At 72.2% G+C, this 17,618-nt stretch carries 17 protein-coding genes; 4 read left to right on the top strand and 13 right to left on the bottom strand.

The annotated features are described in order from the left end of the window. The 7 genes from IEZ24_RS14750 to IEZ24_RS14720 all read right to left on the bottom strand — a co-directional run bounded on the left by IEZ24_RS14750 (nt 1) and on the right by IEZ24_RS14720 (nt 4,684). The gene (locus tag IEZ24_RS14750) at nt 1–243 is read right to left on the bottom strand and encodes an RNA-binding protein (protein ID WP_129454827.1); all 243 of its coding nucleotides are present in this window, start codon (nt 241–243) and stop codon (nt 1–3) included. A 5-nt stretch (nt 244–248) separates the two neighbouring features. Next, nucleotides 249–797: a 30S ribosomal protein S16 gene (gene rpsP, locus IEZ24_RS14745; protein ID WP_129454736.1), complete on the bottom strand. Its 549-nt coding sequence runs from the start codon at nt 795–797 to the stop codon at nt 249–251. A 170-nt stretch (nt 798–967) separates the two neighbouring features. Beyond that, nucleotides 968–1,639 (bottom strand): hypothetical protein, encoded by a 672-nt coding sequence (locus tag IEZ24_RS14740; RefSeq protein WP_129454735.1) that lies wholly within the window; start codon nt 1,637–1,639, stop codon nt 968–970. 64 nt (nt 1,640–1,703) lie between these two features. Next, nucleotides 1,704–2,336, bottom strand: coding sequence for a hypothetical protein (locus tag IEZ24_RS14735; protein WP_129454734.1), 633 nt, complete (start codon nt 2,334–2,336; stop codon nt 1,704–1,706). Then, complete coding sequence (locus IEZ24_RS14730) at nt 2,323–2,817, bottom strand: RNA polymerase sigma factor (RefSeq protein ID WP_165356054.1); 495 nt, start codon at nt 2,815–2,817, stop codon at nt 2,323–2,325. The genes IEZ24_RS14735 and IEZ24_RS14730 overlap by 14 nt, the downstream gene beginning before the upstream one ends. Before the next feature lie 72 nt (nt 2,818–2,889). Next, complete coding sequence (locus IEZ24_RS14725; protein ID WP_129454732.1) at nt 2,890–3,549, bottom strand: GNAT family N-acetyltransferase; 660 nt, start codon at nt 3,547–3,549, stop codon at nt 2,890–2,892. Between the two features lie 61 nt (nt 3,550–3,610). Next, the gene (locus IEZ24_RS14720) at nt 3,611–4,684 is read right to left on the bottom strand and encodes an amidohydrolase family protein (RefSeq protein WP_129454731.1); all 1,074 of its coding nucleotides are present in this window, start codon (nt 4,682–4,684) and stop codon (nt 3,611–3,613) included. Nucleotides 4,685–4,807: 123 nt separating this feature from the next. Between IEZ24_RS14720 and IEZ24_RS14715 the strand changes: the two genes are divergently transcribed. Further along, nucleotides 4,808–5,608: a hypothetical protein gene (locus IEZ24_RS14715; protein WP_129454730.1), complete on the top strand. Its 801-nt coding sequence runs from the start codon at nt 4,808–4,810 to the stop codon at nt 5,606–5,608. Nucleotides 5,609–5,751: 143 nt separating this feature from the next. After that, nucleotides 5,752–6,093 (top strand): hypothetical protein, encoded by a 342-nt coding sequence (locus IEZ24_RS14710; protein WP_129454729.1) that lies wholly within the window; start codon nt 5,752–5,754, stop codon nt 6,091–6,093. Nucleotides 6,094–6,132: 39 nt separating this feature from the next. Here IEZ24_RS14710 and IEZ24_RS14705 read toward each other — a convergent pair whose 3' ends face one another. From IEZ24_RS14705 to IEZ24_RS14685, 5 genes are all read right to left on the bottom strand, one after another. After that, the gene (locus IEZ24_RS14705; protein WP_129454728.1) at nt 6,133–6,492 is read right to left on the bottom strand and encodes a hypothetical protein; all 360 of its coding nucleotides are present in this window, start codon (nt 6,490–6,492) and stop codon (nt 6,133–6,135) included. Then, nucleotides 6,489–8,078 carry a signal recognition particle protein gene (ffh, locus tag IEZ24_RS14700; RefSeq protein ID WP_129454727.1) on the bottom strand — a complete coding sequence of 530 codons (1,590 nt, stop codon included), beginning with the start codon at nt 8,076–8,078 and terminating at the stop codon, nt 6,489–6,491. The genes IEZ24_RS14705 and ffh overlap by 4 nt, the downstream gene beginning before the upstream one ends. 113 nt (nt 8,079–8,191) lie before the next feature. Next, nucleotides 8,192–10,414: a [protein-PII] uridylyltransferase gene (locus IEZ24_RS14695; RefSeq protein ID WP_129454726.1), complete on the bottom strand. Its 2,223-nt coding sequence runs from the start codon at nt 10,412–10,414 to the stop codon at nt 8,192–8,194. 49 nt (nt 10,415–10,463) lie between these two features. Next, nucleotides 10,464–10,802, bottom strand: coding sequence for a P-II family nitrogen regulator (locus tag IEZ24_RS14690; RefSeq protein ID WP_091196194.1), 339 nt, complete (start codon nt 10,800–10,802; stop codon nt 10,464–10,466). Continuing rightward, on the bottom strand, nt 10,799–12,121 hold the full coding sequence (locus IEZ24_RS14685; protein WP_242498440.1) for an ammonium transporter: 1,323 nt from the start codon (nt 12,119–12,121) through the stop codon (nt 10,799–10,801). The genes IEZ24_RS14690 and IEZ24_RS14685 overlap by 4 nt, the downstream gene beginning before the upstream one ends. A 201-nt stretch (nt 12,122–12,322) precedes the next feature. On the opposite strand from IEZ24_RS14685, the gene IEZ24_RS14680 reads away from it, so the two are divergent. Beyond that, a complete protein-coding gene (locus IEZ24_RS14680; RefSeq protein WP_129454725.1) occupies nt 12,323–13,267 on the top strand; it encodes a rhamnan synthesis F family protein in 945 nt (314 codons plus the stop codon). Beyond that, the gene (locus IEZ24_RS14675) at nt 13,257–16,247 is read left to right on the top strand and encodes a glycosyltransferase family protein (RefSeq protein ID WP_129454724.1); all 2,991 of its coding nucleotides are present in this window, start codon (nt 13,257–13,259) and stop codon (nt 16,245–16,247) included. The genes IEZ24_RS14680 and IEZ24_RS14675 overlap by 11 nt, the downstream gene beginning before the upstream one ends. 200 nt (nt 16,248–16,447) lie before the next feature. On the opposite strand, the gene ftsY is transcribed toward IEZ24_RS14675, so the two are convergent. Further along, on the bottom strand, nt 16,448–17,608 hold the full coding sequence (ftsY, locus tag IEZ24_RS14670; protein ID WP_129454723.1) for a signal recognition particle-docking protein FtsY: 1,161 nt from the start codon (nt 17,606–17,608) through the stop codon (nt 16,448–16,450). Between the last annotated feature and the right edge of the window lie 10 nt (nt 17,609–17,618).

Below are 17,618 nucleotides of genomic sequence, written 5' to 3'. Positions count from 1 at the left end.
TCAGCGCCGCCGGTCGGTGTCGACGAAGTCGACCCGCGCACCGCCGCGGCCTGCGAGGGCCGAGACGACGGTGCGGAAGGCGGTCGCGGTGCGGCCGTTGCGGCCGATCACCTTGCCGAGGTCGTCGGGGTGGACCCGGACCTCGAGGATCGAGCCACGACGGAGCTGCTTGTCGCGGACGATGACGTCGTCGGGGTGGTCGACGATGCCACGCACCAGGTGCTCGAGAGCCTCGGCCAGCACGTCGCTCACGCCTCGCTCTTGCCGGCGTCCTCGGCGGTCACCGTCTCGGTGGCCTCCGCGGCGTCGGCAGCGCCCTCAGGGGTCTCGGAGGCAGGAACCTCGGCGGGAGTCTCGGAAGCGGGGGCCTCGGAAGCGGGGGCCTCGGAAGCGGGCTCCTCGGTCTTCTTCTCGGACTTCTTCCTGGCGGTGGTCGCGGAGCCCTTCGACTCGGCGGACACCTCCTTGAGGGCCTCGTTGAAGATGTCGAGCTTGGAGCGCTTGGGCTCCTTGACCTTCAGGGTGCCCTCCTCGCCCGGCAGGCCCTTGAACTTCTGCCAGTCACCGGTCACCTTGAGGATCGCCTCGACGGCCTCGGAGGGCTGGGCGCCCACGCCGAGCCAGTACTGGGCCCGGTCGGAGACGACGTCGATGTAGGACGGGTCCTCCTTCGGGTGGTACTTGCCGATCTCCTCGAGGACCTTGCCGTCGCGCTTCTTGCGCGAGTCGACGACGACGATGCGGTACTGCGGCACCCGGATCTTGCCCAGGCGCTTCAAACGAATCTTGACGGCCACGTTTGTGGTGTCTCCTCAGAAATTGTCGTGGGTGAGGGACCGTTCCCAGGTGGGGTCACCGGTGCTGGTCACTCGAAGGGCGCTACGTCGTCCGGATGAGAGGGTCCGGGCGCGCAGGACACGAGGACTGATTCTGCCAGAGGGTCGCTGCACCCACCAATCCGGCCGCGTCATCCGCCCGTCGCGGCCCGGCACACGGTCTCGAGGAAGTACTCCTCGGGCATGATCTCGTCCAGCGGCTCGTCCTCGTGGTGGGTCGTGACGCCCTCGCGCGTGACCTGGCCGCTGAAGGTGCCGACCACTCCGGGCGGCTCGACCACGGTCCCGACCACCCGCACGATCGCTGGGCCGTCCACGGGGCGGATGTCCCAGATCGTGCCGGTGGTGATGATCGTGACGGTCGAGTCGTCGCCCGGAACTGCGAACGGCTCCGCGAACCCGACGAGCGAGGTGATGGTGGCGGTCGCCGGCCCACCTGGCTCGGTGCTGAAGTAGTCGACGTCGCGGCTGCGGAAGTCACGGTCGTAGTTGAGGAGCTCGTGGTCGTAGTACCGGGTCTGGTGGCGGTGCGAGACGTACCTGTTGTGCAGCTGCGCGTCACAGGGGAAGTCGACCGGCTGCCACCCCGTGTCGAGGTGGCGCTCCCCCGTGCAGACCGGACCGGTCGGTCGGGCGCGGCAGGTGAACGGCGCGAAGGACGAGTCGAGGGTCGTCGGGACGAGCGACGACTGGTCGATCTCCTCCGGCGGGTCGGCGTGCGTGACCGATGCCGGCCAGGCACCCGGGGCGAGGACGAGCACGGCGAGCGTGGCGACGCGGATCGCGAGCGAGCGTGAGGTCATGGTGGGCTCCCTTCTCACGTGGTGGATGTCTTGTGACAGTCGCCAGACGCCTCGCCGGTTGACCTCACCCGTCGGCGGATCGCCAGGTCCCGAGATACATCACCCGGTCGACAGGATCCAGCGCGCCGGTGGCGTCGCTGAGGTGCAGCTCCCCCGCCTCGAGCCGCCAGTCCAGCGTGAACACGCACCGGAAGCACCCGGTGCTGCTGCTCGTGAGCACCAGCCTGCCCTCGTCGTCGTACGACACCCGACCCGCGTCGCCCCCGCTCCAGCCTCCCGCGTAGCGAGCGCTCTGGCTGAAGACGTCCTGCGAGAGTGCGAGAAGGACGGGCATCTGCTCGGCAGACCCCAGGTGCTCGCGCAGGGAGGCCGGATCCTCCCCGGCCGCGACCAGCTCGTCACGGGTGACCACCTTGCGCCAGTTGGAAGCCGGTATGACCGGATGGGAAGGCGAAGAGAGCGTCGTCGGCGCGTCGGCCGGGTCCACGCCACGACCCCCTGTCGACCCCTGACCACTGAGCAGCCAGCCGAGGGCCGCACCGCCACCCACCAGCAGGACGACGACGAGCGCTCCGGCGACCAGGGCATGACGGCGGCGGTGCCGGCGGCGTACGGCGTCGAGGCGCAGCTCCTCCGCAGGACGGACGGTGGCGGCGTTGGCGGCGAGGCCCGCGCGCAGGCGGTCATCGACGGACATCGTCGACCTCCTCCTCGCCGAGCACGGCCGCGAGCCGGTGCCGCGCCCTGTGCAGGTGCTGCTTCACGGTCGAGTCCGAGACCCCGAGCAGCTCGGCGATCTCGTGCACAGGTCGGTCCTCCCAGTAGAACAACACCACCACGGCCCGCTGCATGGGCGCGAGCACGGCGACGGCGCGGGCGACATCGGGGTCGGGGAGCTCGTGGTGGGGAACGGGCTGGGCCAGGCGTTCCTTGGCGGGCCGCGCGGCCGCGCGCTGCGCCTCGCGGACCGCCATCCGGATCGCCACGCGACGCACCCAGGCCTCGGGGCGCTCGTACGTCGACACCGTCCGCGAGTGGCGCAGCATCTGGTAGAGCGCCTCCTGCGTGACGTCCTCGGCCAGCATCCGGTCGTGCACGATCAGGAACACCGTGCGCGAGACCGGCGCGAAGCAGGCGCGGAAGTACCAGTCGTACTCCTGCTGCTCGAGCGATCGCATCGATGCCTCCATGACAGGACACAGCCGCGACGCTCCCGGGCGGTTGACCCGTCGGAGCGAGTTTCTCCCGCGCTACCCGACGGCGTCGAGGCCGATGAACGCCCGGAACGCGGCGAGCCCCGACACCCGGAGCCGGTGCGGGCCTCGGACGAAGGTCTCAGGCGTCAGCAGCAGCGCCTGGTTGAGCGCGAGCTCGCCCTCGCGGCGCTTGAGCCGACGCAGGCCGTTGGGTTGGTAGCCGAGCTTGCGGGAGACCGCCAGGGATGCAGGGTTGTCCACGAACGCGCCCGAGGTGATCGCGGCCGCTTCGAGGTGGTCGAAGGCGAGCGCGCACACCACCTGCCGCATCGCGGTGCCGATGCCGCGCCCCTGGAACCGGCGACCCAGCCACGACCCGGTCTCCCCGGTGCGCGTGACGAGGTAGTCCGACGTCTCGAACCCCTGGGTGCCGACGAGCTCACCCTCGTGGAAGACCGCCAGGTGCAGCCCCCACCCCTCGCGGCTGAACTCGGCGCGCGAGCGCCAGTGGTACGCCGCGGTGTTGCGCGCCAGCTGCTCCGCGGGGACGTCTGTCCACGGGAAGTAGAACGGCATCTCGCCGGGCTCGTGGATCCCACGGACGGCCAGGTCGCACAGCTCGGGGAGGATCTCGTCGGTGATCCCGCGCAGCACCACAGGTCCTGCCTCGACGGTGAGCCCCAGTGGCGGGAACAGGTCGGAGGCGGTGGTCATGGGTGCCATCCCACCGTGCGGGGCCGTGCCGGCTCAACCCGGTTTCGGCCCGGGCCCCGGCTCATCGACCCCGGGCGACCCCGCGCAGCACGACGGTCGTGGGCGTACGCAGCACGGACAGGTCCTCCACCGGGTTGCGGTCGTAGACCACGAAGTCGGCCGACGCCCCCTCGGTGAGCCCGTCGACGCCGAGCCACTCGCGGGCCCGCCAGCTCGCCGCGCCGAGGGCGTCGTGGGCGGGGATCCCGATCCGCACCAGCGCCTCGACCTCGCCGGCGATGTTGCCGTGGCGGCTGATGCCGCCCCCGTCCGAGCCGGCGTAGATCGGCACGCCCGCCTCGTACGCCGCCATGATCGTGGCCGGCATCCGGGCGTAGAGGTCGGTCATGGTCTGCGCGTAGGCGGGGAACCTCTCCTGCCCGGCCGCCGCGTGCTCCGGGAACTTGTCGAGCTGCATCACGGTCGGGACGAGCCGGGTGCCGTGGGCGACCATCGCGTCGATGAGGTCCTCGGTGAGTCCGGTGCCGTGCTCGATGCAGTCGATGCCGGCCTCGATCAGCCCCGGGAGCACACCGTGGCCGAAGCAGTGCGCGGTCACCTTGGCGCCCTCGGCGTGGGCGGCGTCGATCGCGTCACGGAACGCCTCGGCGGGGAAGGACGGCGCGAGGTCGCCCTCGTCGCGTGAGATCCAGTCGCCCACCAGCTTGATCCAGCCGTCGCCGTTGCGGGCCTCCTGCGCGGCGTACGCCGCCAGCTCGGCGGGCTCGACCTCGTGGGCGTAGTTGCGGATGTAGCGCTTCGTGGCCGCGATGTGGCGCCCGCACCTGATCAGCCGGGGCAGGTCGTCGCGGTCGTGGATCCACCGGGTGTCGGCCGCCGACCCGGCGTCGCGGATCAGCAGCGCTCCCCCGTCGCGGTCGTCGATCGCCTGCTGCTCGGTGGCCTCGGCGTCGGTGGGGCCGAAGTCGTCGAGTCCCAGGTGGCAGTGCGCGTCGACCAGCCCGGGCACGATCCAGCCCTCGGCGGCAGTGTCGGCGCCGGGCTGCGGCTCGTAGGTGATCCGGCCGTCGACGACGTAGAGGTCGCGTGCCTCACCGTCGGGCAGGACCGGGCCACGGAAGCGCTGGGCACTCATGCCCCGACCCTAGTGGGGATCGACCACCCCGACCGTCGGTCGCGGCGTCTGCCGGCTCCCACAAATGGGGTACGTGGCCGGATCCGCGAGGCCGTCGGGCCGGAGCCTTGCCAGCATCGTCGGATGGGGAAGGCACGTGGCTGGGTCCGCGGAGGACGGGTCTGCGCTGCTGCGGTGGCGGTGGCGGTCGTGTCCGGCTGCGGCGGCGACGCCGACGCGCGCTGGTCCGAGGAGCCTGCGGGCGCGGAGCGGCTGCCCGACTTCGCCCCCGCGCCGCCGGAGGACATCCACACCAAGAAGGTCGGCGACAGCTGGTCGGTCGAGTTCAGCTCGGCCTTGGTCAACGTCGGCTCCGGGGACTTCCACGCCACGGCGGAGAAGAACCTCGGCGGCGAGTGGACCGTGACCCAGGACATCGAGCACGCCGACGGCGGAGCCAGCCACGCTCCCAGCGCGGCGCAGCCGGTCTGGGGCGGCGACGGTCACGAGCACTGGCACGTCGAGCGCTACGTGACCTACCACCTGTACGCCCTCGACGAGCAGGGCGAGGAGTCCGGGGAGCCGCGTACCGACCACAAGGTCGGCTTCTGCATCTACGACTTCGAGCACTCGGGGCTCGACCTGGGCCCGGACGAGGCGGTCTACGAGCGCGAGGGGTGCGGCAGCGAGGACTCCAACCGCCTCGTGATGGGTCTCAGCCGGGGCTGGGTGGACTACTACCACTGGAACCTCCCGGGCCAGAGCATCCCCGTCGACGGCCTCGCCGACGGCGACTACCGCATCTATGCCGTGGCCGACGAGCAGGGCGTGTTCCGCGAGGAGACCACCGACAACAACCGGACGTGGGTGGACTTCACGCTGGCCACCGACGCCGGCGGCATGCGCTCGGCCCTCGTGTCGGACGTGGGTCCCGAGCCCGGCTGACCACGCGACCGTCCCCCGAATTGGCGATCTGGGGGTCGGCGCCCACCGATCGCCGGCCTGCCGGCGGACAGTGGGAGGTCACCGCCGGGGGGACGGTTGCGTGCGGCAGGTCGCCGTACGGGATCCCGAGTGAGGAGCGCAGCATGAGGAGCAGGAAGTACTGGGTGATGGGCGCGACGGCTGCCTTGGTGATGGTGAGCTCGCCCGCGATTGCCGCCGAGCTGAGCAACGCCAACGGACAGTCGTGCGGTGACGCCATGGGCGTGTGGCACTTCGTGAACAACCAGACGGGCGGAGCCGCTCCGGGCACGCTCAACGCGACGTTCTCGGACGGCACGGTGTGGAACGTGGCACCCTCCGCCGTCAACCAGAACGTGCAGCACTTCTACGTGTCGTCGACCGGCACGCTGGTCTCCGCCACCACCACGCTTCCCGGGAGGCTGGTGCTGTCCGACTTCTCGTGCGAGGACGTCAAGAAGAAGTGAGCCTGGCCCGCGTGGCCTGCTCGGCCGGTTCCCACGTGCTCACAACCGGTCGAGCAGCCACGCGGGACTGAGCACCTGCGCCGGCGCCACGTTGGCAGCGAGCGCGCGGTCGGCGGTCACCACGGTTACCCGGGCGCCGGCCTCGCCGGCGCGGCGGGCCTGCTCGCGGATCTCCGCGTCGCCGTCACGCGGCGCGTGCACGGTGCGTACGTGCCCGTCCTGCCCCGCGCGTACGCCGGCCTTGGCGCCGCCCTCGAGCACCAGGACGATCTCGTCGTACGCCGTGTCGGCGACCAGCAGCCGCTCGTGGAGCCGGCGCGCAGCCCCGGCGCGGTCCTTCCACCAGCCGTCGGGCACGGAGCCGACGACGTTGGCGCCGTCGACGACGAGGACGGTCACTTCAGGAACTGCGAGAAGTCCTTGGGCAGGTTGAGCTGCTCGGCGGCCTTCTCGTAGTCGACCGCCGTGCCGTCGGGGTTGCCGAAGGGGTTGGCGGCCTTCTCGGCTGCCGCGGCCTTGCCGGCGGCCTTCTGCTGGGCGGCCTTGGCGGGGTTGCCGGAGACGCGCTTCTTGCCCTTCTTGCCCTTCGCCTGCTGCTTGGCGCCGGACCGCTTGCCGCCGCCCAGGCCCGGCATCCCCGGCATCCCGGGCATGCCCGGCACCCCGCCTCCGCGGGCCATCTGCTCCATCATCTTGCGCGCCTCGAAGAAGCGGTCGACGAGCTGGTTGACGTCGGAGACCTGACGGCCGGAGCCGGCGGCGATGCGGGCGCGGCGCGACCCGTCGATGATCTTGGGGTTGTCGCGCTCGGCCGGCGTCATCGACTGGATGATGGCCTGGATCCGGTCGATCTCGCGCTCGTCGAAGTTCTCGAGCTGGTCGCGAAACTGACCCATGCCGGGGAGCATCCCCATGATCTTGGTCATCGAGCCGAGCTTGCGGATCTGCATCATCTGCTGGAGGAAGTCCTCCAGGGTGAAGCCGCCCTTGGTGGCGAGCTTCTCGGCCGCCTTCAGCGACTGCTCGGAGTCGAAGGCCTTCTCCGCCTGCTCGATCAGGGTGAGCATGTCGCCCATGTCGAGGATGCGCGAGGCCATGCGGTCGGGGTGGAAGAGGTCGAAGTCGGTCATCTTCTCGCCGCTGGAGGCGAACATGACCGGCTTGCCGGTGATCGAGCGGATCGACAGGGCGGCACCACCGCGGGCGTCGCCGTCGAGCTTGGTGAGCACCACGCCGTCGTAGCCGACGCCGTCGAGGAACGCCTGCGCGGTCGTGACCGCGTCCTGGCCGATCATCGCGTCGACGACGAAGAGCACCTCGTCGGGCTGCACGGCGTCGCGGATGTCGGCGGCCTGCTGCATCAGGGTCTCGTCGACGCCGAGGCGGCCGGCGGTGTCGATGATGACGACGTCGTGGAGCTTGCGCCTGGCCTCCTCGATCGACCTGCGCGCCACGTCCACCGGGTCGCCACCGTGCTCGATTCCCTGGGCGTTGCCGGGCTCTGGGGCGAAGACGGGCACGCCGACGCGCTCACCGTTGACCTGCAGCTGCTGCACGGCGTTGGGGCGCTGGAGGTCGGCCGCCACCAGCATCGGGGTCCGGTCCTGACCCTTCAGCCACAGCGCGAGCTTGGCCGCGAGCGTCGTCTTGCCGGCACCCTGGAGGCCGGCCAGCATGATCACGGTCGGCCCGGACTTGGCGTAGCGCAGGCGGCGGGTCTCACCACCGAGGATCTCGACGAGCTCCTCGTGGACGATCTTGATGATCTGCTGCGCCGGGTTGAGCGCGCCGCTGACCTCCTCGGAGCGGGCCCGCTCCTTCACCGCCCCGACGAACTCCTTGACGACCGGCAGCGCGACGTCGGCCTCGAGCAGCGCGATGCGGATCTCGCGCGCGGTGGCGTCGATGTCGGCCTCGGAGAGCCGTCCCTTGCCACGCAGGTTCTTGAAGGTGTCGGCAAGGCGGTCGGAGAGTGTGGCGAACACGGTGTGGGTCTGTCCCTCGCATCGATGGTGGATCCGGGCTGGATCCGGCTGGATCAGGGGTCGTACGACCACTCAGCCTAACGTCCGGATGCCCGTGGGCCTGCCTCGACGGGCTAGCCGCCGAGCGCAGTGCGTACGGCGTGGGCGGCAGCGGCGGCCCGCTCCTCGGTGGGGCGTACCCCGCCGACCTCCTGCACGTAGAACACGTCGACCGCCTGCGGGCCGAGCGTGGAGACGTGCGCGGAGGCCACTGTCAGGCCGAGGCGGGCGAGCGTGGTGAGCACCCGGTGGACCACACCGGGACGGTCGGAGGTGCGGATCTCGAGCACCAGCGACGCCCGTGAGGCGTCGGGGCGCACCTCCACGATCGGCGGCAGCTCGCCCTCGGGGCGGGCGGGCAGGTCGGGGAGCCGCTGGGTGCCCTCGACGACGCGGCGGATGCGCTCGCGGACCACGCTGGCGTCGAGGTAGGCGTCGGGCACCTCCCAGGCGCTCACGCCCCACTCGCCGTCGGCGTCGACCTGGGCCCAGGCGCGAGCGGCGTGGACCGGGACCCGCAGCGCCGCCAGTCCCCCGGCGACGTCGGCGAGCAGCCCGACGCGGTCGGCGGCGACCACCGTCACGGTGGCGCCGACCTCGTGCGGGGTGATCTCGACCGAGACGGCCCCCGGGTCGCGGCGTACGGCGTCCGGCACCGGCAGCGACCCGGTCGGGGTCACCTGGGCGATCTCGGCGCCGAGGGCCTGCCCGGCCCGGGAGACGAGCCGGTCGACCAGCGAGGCCCGCCAAGTCGTCCAGGCGGCGGGCGAGGCTGCCCTGGCGTCGGCCTCGGTCAGGGCGCGCAGGAGCTCGAGGCTCGCCGCGTCGGGGACGTGGGTGAGCAGCTCGGCGGTGGTCGCGGGGTCGTCCGGGTCGCGGGTGGTCGCCAGGTCGGCCAGCAGCAGGTGCCACCGCACGAGGGACGCCACGACCTCGGCGTCGAGGTCGCTGAACCCCATCCGCGCGACGATCTTGCGCGCGAGCGGCTCGCCGGCCACCGAGTGGTCGTGCAGGGAGCCCTTGCCGATGTCGTGGAGCAGCGCGGCGACCAGCAGCAGGTCGGGTCGCCGGACACGGCGGATCAGGGCGCCGGCCTCGGCGCAGGTCTCCACCACGTGCCGGTCCACCGTGAAGCGGTGGATCGCCGAGGCGTGCGGCAGCAGCCGGATCTGCTCCCACTCGGGGAGGAACGTCTCGATGCCGTCGATCTCGTCCAGCGTCTCCCACACCGGCAGCAGCCCGGGACCGCTGGCGAGCAGCCGGACGAGCGCGTCGCGGGCCGGGGCCGGCCACGGGACCGGGAGCTCGGCTCCCTCACGTACCAACCGGGCGGCCGTCGTCGGGGCGAGCACCGCGTCGCGGCTGGCGGCCTCCGCGGCGGCACGCAGCAGCAGGGAGGGGTCGTCGCCGGGCTTCGTGCCCGCGTCGAGCACCACCTCGCCGCGTGACAGCGCGATGCCCGGGGCGATCCGCTCGAGGGCGGGCGTACGGCGCCCCTTCTCCCCCGTCGTGCGTGCCATCACCGCGTCCGTACGCCGCCAGGCGAGGCGCGAGAGGTGCCCGATGCGGCGCCCGAGCGAGCGCACGTGGCGCTGCGCGGCCTCGGCGCCGTCGAGGTCGAACCTCTCGGCCAGCGGGCCCCACATCTCGGGGGCGATGCGGTCGCTCGGCCGGCCGGCCAGGTCTTGGACCTCGTCGCGCACGTCCAGGAGCATCTGCCGCGCCGCCTCGAGCGCGGGCGTCGAGGCGTCGACCAGCCAGCTGGCCTCGATCGCCTTGAGCACCCCGGCGTCGCGCAGGCCGCCCTCGGCCTCCTTGACGTCGGGGACCGAGACGTGGGCGAGCTCGCCGGTGACGTCGTGCCGCTTGTGCGTCATCGCCTTGAGCTCGGGCAGACGCGTGCGCGCCTGGCGGCGCCAGTCGGCGAGCATGGTGGTGCGCAGGCGGAGCGTCAGGCCCGGGTCGCCGGCCAGGTGGCGCGCGTCGAGCAGGCCCAGGGCGACCCGCAGGTCCGCGGCCGCCTCGAGCATCTCCCCCATGGAGCGCACCGAGTGGTCGAGCCGGCGCCCGGAGTCCCACAGGGGGTACCAGAGCGTGTGGCCGAGGTCGCCGATCGCGGCGTCGTCCTCGTGGACGAGCACGACGTCGAGGTCGGAGTGGGGCGCCAGCTCGCCGCGGCCGTAGCCCCCGACCGCGACCAGGGCCACCCCGGCGGCGGGCCCTGCTGAGGCAGCGTATGCCTCCCTGCAGAGCTCGTCGGCCGTGGTGGCCCTGGTCTGGCGTTGTGCTGCGGTCACGGGAGCACGGTCCCCTCGAACCCGAGAAGGTCTGCCATCAGAGCGCCAGTCACAACGCGCTGGCGTCCTGCTCGCCCGTGCGGACCCGCACGACGGTGTCGACCGGGCTGACCCAGACCTTGCCGTCGCCGATGCGACCGGTCTGCGCGGTCTTCACGATGATCCCCACGACGTCGTCGGAGTCGGCGTCGTCGACCACGATCTCGATGCGGATCTTGGGCACGAGGGCGATGTCGTACTCGGCGCCGCGGTAGACCTCGGTGTGGCCCTTCTGGCGGCCGTAGCCGCTGACCTCGGAGACCGTCATGCCGGCGACCCCGAAGGTCTCGAGCGCCTCGCGGACGTCCTCCCACTTGTGCGGCTTGATGACCGCGGTGACGAGCTTCATGCGCTGGCTCCTTCAGTCTTGGTGGTCGGGGCGGTGGCTGCGGCGAGGACGCTGTTGCCGCCGCCGCTGGTGCCGCTGTGCAGGTCGTACGCCGACTCGCCGTGGGCGGCCAGGTCGATGCCGTTGACCTCGTCCTCCTCGTCGAGGCGCAGGCCGATCGTGTACTTGATCGCCAACGCGATGACCGCGGTGAGGACGCCGGAGTAGATGACGGCCACGACGACGCCCAGGGACTGGTCGGCCAGCGAGCCGAAGCCGCCGCCGTAGATGAGGCCGTCGACGCCACCGGCACCGTCGGCCGTGGAGAAGACGCCGATCAGCACGGTGCCCACGATGCCACCCACCAGGTGCACCCCGACCACGTCGAGCGAGTCGTCGTAGCCGAGCTTGTACTTCAGGCCGACCGCCCAGGCGCAGACCGCGCCGGCGACCAGGCCGATGGCCACGGCACCGCTCACGTCGACCGCACCGGCGGCCGGGGTGATCGCGACGAGGCCCGCGACGATGCCGGAGGCGGCACCGAGCGAGGTGGCCTTGCCGTGCAGGAGGCGCTCGATCAGCAGCCAGCCCAGGATCGCGGCGAAGGTGGCGAGCGTGGTGTTGGCGAAGGTGCGCCCGGTCTCGGAGTAGAACTGGGCCAGGAAGGCGTCGGGGTCCTCGTCGAAGGTCGTGCCGAAGACGATCGAGCCCACGTTGAAGCCGTACCAGCCGAGCCACAGCATGCCCGCACCGAGCATGGTCAGCGTCAGGTTGTGCGGACGCATCTGCTCGCGGGGCCAGCCGATCCGCTTGCCGAGCAGCAGCACCAGGACGAGGGCCGCGACACCGGCGTTGATGTGCACGGCGGTGCCGCCGGCGTAGTCCTGCGCGCCGATGCGGCCGCAGATCAGCGAGTCGTCGGTGCAGCTGAACACCATGTGGGCCATCGGGAAGTAGACGATGAGCGCCCAGAGCGGGAGGAAGACCACCCACGCCGAGAACTTGAGCCGGTCGGCGACCGCGCCGCTGATGAGCGCGGCGGTGATGATCGCGAACGTCATCTGGAACATGACGTAGATGTAGTTGTCGGTGGTGACGCCGTCGAGCCAGAACAGCTCGAACGGGTTGGCGAAGAAGGTGCCCTCGCCGCCGAATCCCATCGACCAGCCGACAGCGACGTACAGGATGCCGACGATGGCGGTCGCGATGAACGACATCATCATCATGTTGAGCACGGACTTCGACCGAGACATGCCGCCGTAGAACAGGGCCAGCGCGGGCACCGTCATCATCAGGACGAAGGCAGTCGCCACCAGCATGAAGGCGTAATAGCCGTCCACAGAACCTCCAGGGAACGTACGGGGTGTGGGCCCGGCTCATGACGCCGCTGTCGTGACGGTGCCCACGCGTTGTCCCGTACCTTCCGGGGACGAGGTTTCACCCGCCCGCGACGGATGTTGCGCGCAGGCAACGGAATCGGCCCTCGTGTTACGGGTGTGTGAACGGACCGGCCCCGGACGCCGCCTTGTTAGTGTTCGGCCGTGTCCAGACTGGCCGTGATGGCGCACTACGACGTCGCCGGAGAGCTGCGGCCCCACGTGCGCGGTCAGGTGGAGGCGCTGGCCGCGTCGGTCGACACCCTGCTGGTGTGCACCACGGCCACCCTTCAGGACTCCGCCCGCGCCTGGCTCAACGAGCGCGCGAGGGTGGTGGAGCGCGCCAACTACGGCTACGACTTCTTCAGCTACAAGGTCGGCCTCGACGCCGCCGGCGACCTCACTGCGTACGACGAGGTGGTGGTCTGCAACGACACCTACGTCTTCGCGCTCGACTCCTACGACCCGGTCTTCGCCGAGATGGCGACCCGACCCTGCGACTTCTGGGGACTCACCGCCGCCGAGCGCCTCGCACCACACATCCAGTCGTTCTTCGTCGCGTTCCGCCCGTGGGTGGTCTCCTCGCACGCCTTCACGCGCTTCTGGGAGGAGATGGAGCCGATCTCCAAGCGCCGGCAGGTCATCCGCCGCTACGAGATCGGGATGTCGCGCCGCCTCTACGACGCCGGCTTCGCCTCCGACACCTACTTCGTCGAGACCCCGGAGGACCGCCGGATCGCCCGCGAGCGGATGCGCTGGTGGGCCGCGCACCGCTCCAGCTTCCCGCGTACGCGCGCGGAGGTCCGCGAGTGGCGCGAGCGCGCCAACGAGCCGTGGAACCCGGCCCGCAGCCTGGCCGACCGGGTGCTCGACAACGCCCGGCTGCCCTACGTCAAGATCGACACCCTGCGCTACGACCCCTACAACCTCGACGCCAAGCGCCTGCTCGAGCTGTGCGAGCGCCGCTTCCCCCAGCGCTTCGAGGGCGTGCGCGAGTTCCTCGAGGAGACCGCGCAGTACTACCCGCTCCGCGACACCGAGCGGCTGCTGCCGACGCCGCTGGCCCTCGAGCCGCTCTTCCCCCGCGTGAGGTACTCCGATGCGCGGTGAGCGTCGCCGGCCGGGACCGGTGAGGTTCGACGACGCCGCGGAGGTCCTGGTGGACTCCGGCCTCGTCGACGCCGACTACGTCGCCGCGCAGCTCGGCACCACGTTCGACTCGGTCGCCGAGGCGGCTCGAGCGGCGGTGGCCGCCGGCGACGTCTCCCCGCACCCGCTCTTCGAGGCCCAGTGGATCGGACGCCGCCGGTCGTGGCAGCGGCTGGGCCAGCACCCCGTGCTCTGGTACGTCTCGGAGCGCCGGCGCCGCAACCGGATCGCGCCGCACCCGCTGGTCGACCCGCGGATCATCTTCGCGACCCACCCCGAGGCCAGGCACCACCCCTACGGCGCGCTGTCCTACTGGCTCTCGGTCTCGGGCCCCGGTACGCCACTGCCGACCCGGATCCTGCCCCGCAAGGTGTCCTGGTCCACCTACCGCGCGGCTGCCATCGACGCCGCCGCCCAGTGGCGCGACGAGGTCGTACGCGAGCGACCCGCGCTGGTCGGGCCGGCGCCGGCGCTGCCCGCGACCCTCGGGACGTCCCCGGCCGTGACCGTGGTGATGGCCGCCCAGGACGCCGGCCCGATGGTCCACCGGACCGTCGCGTCGCTCCAGGCCCAGACCTTCACCGACTGGCACCTGGTCGCGGTCGACCGCGGGTCCCTCGACGACACCGCGGCCGTCCTCCAGGGCGTCGCGGCCTTCGACGACCGGGTGACCCTCGTCCGCGAGGGGCGGTGCGGTGAGGCCCGCGCGCTCAACGTCGCCCTCGAGCACGGCACGGCCGAGCACGTCGCGGTCCTCCCGCTCGGGCGCGAGTGGCTGCCGGAGATGCTCGCCGACCTGCTCGCCCACGCCCACCACACGGGCGCCGCGGCCGTCCTCGCCGGAACCGGAGCGGTCGCGCGCTCCCGCCTCGAGCTCGTCACGGGACGCCCGGTCGACCTCACCACCGCCCTGCTGCGCCGCGACGCCGTCAAGGACGTCGGCGGGTTCGACGAGAGCCTCGGCGGGGCCGTCGAGCGCGACCTGCTGCTCCGGCTCACCCGCGAGCACGACCCCCTCGCCGTCGACGTACCGGCACTCAAGCGCCCCGACGCCCCGCAGCCGGGGTTCGCCGACGACTGGGGCTCGGTCGTCCTCGAGCGTCAGCTCGTCGACTGGGACGCTGCCGCCGCGCGGGAGACCGAGGAGGACCTGGTCAGCCACGTCATGCCGGTGGGCACCGAGCCGCGACGCACCGTCGAGTGGCTGGGCTCGGTGCCGCGCGAGGGGTCCGAGCTGATCCTCGTCGGGGTGCGGCTGCGCCGCGCGCACCACGTCCTGGCCGCGTCGATCGCGGCGATCATCTCCGGCGCCCGCTTCGTCTCCGTGCCCGCGGCCGTCTCCACGTCCGCCGCCACCAACGTCGGCATCGCGGCGGCTGCCGGCAGCACCGTGCTGCTGGTCCGCCCCGAGGCGATGCCGCCGCGCCAGCCCATCGCGCACGAGCTGGCCGAGGTCGTCCGCGGCGCCGACGTCGCGGTGGCCCAGCCCCTCGTGGTGGACCTCGACGGCGTGGTGCTGAGTGCCGGCGCCCGCTTCGGTCCGGACAGCCCCCACCCGGAGCTGTTCCTCTCCGGGCTGCCCAGCAGCGACGCCGTACGGATCGGCCGGTGCGCGGTCGCCGCACCGGCGGCGCCGATGGTGGCGGTGCGCACCGAGACGGCGGTGGCGCTGCGCGGGCTGAGCGCCCGCTTCCACTCCGTCCTCGCCGAGACCGACCTCGGCCTGCGCGCCCGCCGGGCAGGACTGGGCGGCTCCGTGCTGGTGCCCGACACCGTGATCACCTCCCGCACCCCGTACGCGAGTGCCGAGGAGCTGGTCGGCGCACTCTCCTCGCTGCGGTCCACCGTGCACGCGGGGGCGGTGCCGCCCCCCGACACCGCCACCGAGCTGCTCGCCGCCGCCGGGCTCGAGGTGACCGACCAGCGCAACCGCCGCGTCTCCACCGACCCCGAGGACCGCGCCGCCCCGGCGGTGCTGGTGCCGGAGCTGGTCGTCCGCGCGATCGAGGGGATCCACGAGACCCCGCCGCGGCTGCGGTGGGCCGTCGACATCGCCGCGCCGGCGGCACAGCGCGGTGACCGGTGGGGCGACACCTACTTCGCGCGATCGCTCGCCGACGCCCTCGAGCGACGCGGCCAGCACGTCGCCATCGACCGGCGCGACGCCCGCGACCGCGACTCGCGCGACCACGACGACGTGCTGCTCGTGCTGCGCGGCCTCGACCGGGTGACCCCGCGCCCGGGCCTGCTCAACGTCGAGTGGATCATCAGCCACCCCGACATGATCACGCCCGACGAGGTCGCCGGCTTCGACCTCGTGTACGCCGCCAGCACCAGCTGGTCCACCCGGATGAGTCGCGAGTGGGGCACCCCGATCGAGCCGCTCCTGCAGTGCACCGACACCCGGTGGTTCCACCCCGACCGCGCCGAGCCCGACACCGGCCCAGCGCTGCTCTTCGTCGGCAACTCGCGCGGTGTCTACCGCTACGCCGTGCGCAGCGCGCTCGCGATCGGCGCCGACCTGACGCTCCACGGCAACGACTGGACCGAGTTCGTCGAGCGCGACCAGATCGCCTCCGGTGGTGTCGACAACCGCGAGGTCGGGGTGCTCTACGCCTCCGCCGGCATCGTGCTCAACGACCACCACCTCGACATGCGGCGCGACAGCTTCGCCTCCAACCGGCTCTTCGACGCAGCGGCGTGCGGAGCCCGGATCCTCAGCGACCGCATCGACGGCCTCGAGGAGATCTTCTCGGGCCTGGCGCTGCCGTTCGACAACGAGCACGAGCTCGCCCGGCTCGTGAAGCCCCCCTACGACGCGTTCCCCGACAACGCCACCCGCCGCGAGATCGCCCACCGGATCATCGCCGAGCACAGCTTCGACAAGCGGGCCGAGACGCTCGTCGACGACGCCGTACGCCGCCTGCTCGCCCGCCGCTGACCGGGCACTTCCGGCCCCCCCAGCCCGCTGACCGGGCACTTCCGGCCCCGCCCAGCCCGCTGACCGGGCACTTCCTGCGTCGCACGGGGTCAGGAAGTGCCCGCTCGGCGCGTCCAGAGGGTCAGGAAGTGCCCGCTCGGCGCGTCCAGGGGGTCAGGAAGTGCCCGCTTGGCGCGTCCAGGGGGTCAGGAAGTGCCCGCTCAGCCGAGCAGTGCGTCCACGAACGCCGACGCCTCGAACGGCGCCATGTCGTCGGGGCCCTCGCCGAGGCCGACGAGCTTGACCGGCACACCGAGCTCGCGCTGCACCTGCACCACGATGCCGCCCTTGGCGGAGCCGTCGAGCTTGGTGAGGACGATGCCGGTGACGTCGACGATCTCGCTGAAGACGCGGGCCTGGACGAGGCCGTTCTGTCCGGTGGTCGCGTCCAGCACGAGCAGCACCTCGGTGACGGCGGCCTGCTTCTCGATGACGCGCTTGATCTTCCCGAGCTCGTCCATCAGTCCGGCCTTGTTCTGGAGCCGTCCGGCCGTGTCGACGAGGACCGTGTCGACGCCGTTGTCGATGCCGTGCTTGACGGCCTCGAACGCCACGCTGGCGGGGTCGCCGCCCTCGGGCCCGCGGACGACCTCGACGCCGACGCGCTCGCCCCAGGTGGCCAGCTGGTCGACGGCGGCCGCACGGAAGGTGTCGGCCGCGCCGAGGGTCACGGTGAGGTCCTCGGCGACGAGGATCCGGGCGATCTTGCCGACGGTGGTCGTCTTGCCGGCGCCGTTGACGCCCACGACCAGCACCACGCCCGGCTTGCCGTCGGCCCCGGTGACCTGGACGCGGCGGTCGAGGTCGGTGCCGACGAGCTCGATGAGCTCCTCGCGCAGCACGGTGCGCGGGTCGGGCGCCTGGCCGCCCTCGACGCGCAGGCGCGTACGCAGCCTCTCGACGAGCGCCTGCGTGGGCGCGACGCCGACGTCGGCGGTGAGGAGGGTGTCCTCGATCGCCTCCCAGGTGTCCTCGTCGAGCCGGTCGCGGCTGAGCAGCGACAGCAGGCCCTTGCCGAGTCCGCCCTGGGAGCGCGAGAGCCGCTGGCGCAGGCGTACGAGTCGCGATGCGGTGCTCTCGGGCCTCTCGACGGCCGGCGGCTCCTCCACGGCCGGCTCCGCCACGACGGGCTCGGCGGTGTCGACCGCCGGCTCCGGTGGCGCCCCGGTCGCGGTGTCCGTCTCCGTCGGCGACGGGACGATCACGTCCTTCGTGCGGCTCGGCGGCGCGGCCTTGCGGCGACGTCCGGAGGTCAGCAGCCCGGCGAGCGTGAGGACGCCCACGACCGCGATGGCGATGATCAGATAGAGCCAGTCACCCATGGGGCAATCC

Origin of the sequence: Nocardioides ganghwensis, assembly GCF_014779655.1 — a bacterium.
GTDB classification, from domain to species: Bacteria; Actinomycetota; Actinomycetes; order Propionibacteriales; family Nocardioidaceae; genus Nocardioides; species Nocardioides ganghwensis.
The sequence above is the reverse complement of the archived record's forward strand: the minus strand, read 5'-3'. Positions and strand labels throughout refer to the sequence as shown.

What these genes read in the sequence shown, in the direction of transcription:
- IEZ24_RS14690 (WP_091196194.1), bottom strand. Translation starts at nt 10,802, where the DNA reads ATGAAGCTCGTCACCGCGGTCATCAAGCCGCACAAGTGGGAGGACGTC.
- IEZ24_RS14710 (WP_129454729.1), top strand. Translation starts at nt 5,752, where the DNA reads ATGAGGAGCAGGAAGTACTGGGTGATGGGCGCGACGGCTGCCTTGGTG.
- IEZ24_RS14740 (WP_129454735.1), bottom strand. Translation starts at nt 1,639, where the DNA reads ATGACCTCACGCTCGCTCGCGATCCGCGTCGCCACGCTCGCCGTGCTC.
- ftsY (WP_129454723.1), bottom strand. Translation starts at nt 17,608, where the DNA reads ATGGGTGACTGGCTCTATCTGATCATCGCCATCGCGGTCGTGGGCGTC.
- IEZ24_RS14715 (WP_129454730.1), top strand. Translation starts at nt 4,808, where the DNA reads ATGGGGAAGGCACGTGGCTGGGTCCGCGGAGGACGGGTCTGCGCTGCT.
- IEZ24_RS14720 (WP_129454731.1), bottom strand. Translation starts at nt 4,684, where the DNA reads ATGAGTGCCCAGCGCTTCCGTGGCCCGGTCCTGCCCGACGGTGAGGCA.
- IEZ24_RS14725 (WP_129454732.1), bottom strand. Translation starts at nt 3,549, where the DNA reads ATGACCACCGCCTCCGACCTGTTCCCGCCACTGGGGCTCACCGTCGAG.
- IEZ24_RS14675 (WP_129454724.1), top strand. Translation starts at nt 13,257, where the DNA reads ATGCGCGGTGAGCGTCGCCGGCCGGGACCGGTGAGGTTCGACGACGCC.
- IEZ24_RS14735 (WP_129454734.1), bottom strand. Translation starts at nt 2,336, where the DNA reads ATGTCCGTCGATGACCGCCTGCGCGCGGGCCTCGCCGCCAACGCCGCC.
- IEZ24_RS14730 (WP_165356054.1), bottom strand. Translation starts at nt 2,817, where the DNA reads ATGCGATCGCTCGAGCAGCAGGAGTACGACTGGTACTTCCGCGCCTGC.